The following is a 390-nucleotide window of genomic DNA, read 5'->3' as shown; positions in this document are numbered from 1 at the left end:
ACTGAATACACATTGTGCGGTCCGATCAATTCTGCCGCCTTACGGATCGGCGTGGAGTGAGAAAGCGGTTCTCCCTCATAATCAACACGAAGATCTGTATGTGCGTCAAAATGGATAATCGCAAGATCTGGGTATTTCTTGTACATCGCTTTAATGACAGGCCATGACACGAGGTGCTCCCCGCCCATACCCATTGGGAACTTCCCTTTTTCTAAAATGCTGTCCACGTATTCTTCAATCATATCCAAGCTTCGCTGCGCATTACCGAACGGCAGCGGAATGTCGCCGGCGTCAAAAAAGTTCAAATCAGCCAGATCACGATCTAAATATGGGCTGTATTCTTCAACGCCGATTGATACCTCACGGATTCTGCTTGGGCCAAAGCGTGAG

Annotated in this window: 1 protein-coding gene; it reads right to left on the bottom strand. The window is 48.2% G+C overall.

All coding sequences use genetic code 11. From position 1 onward, the window contains the following. Positions 1–390 (bottom strand): agmatinase (gene speB, locus RVS70_RS23065; protein WP_321135072.1); only part of this gene is annotated, 390 nt, incomplete at both ends.

Origin of the sequence: Virgibacillus sp. M23 (assembly GCF_034190895.1) — a bacterium.
In the GTDB taxonomy this organism is placed as follows: Bacteria; Bacillota; Bacilli; order Bacillales; family Amphibacillaceae; genus Virgibacillus; species Virgibacillus salarius.
This window is presented reverse-complemented; position numbering and strand designations above follow the sequence as displayed.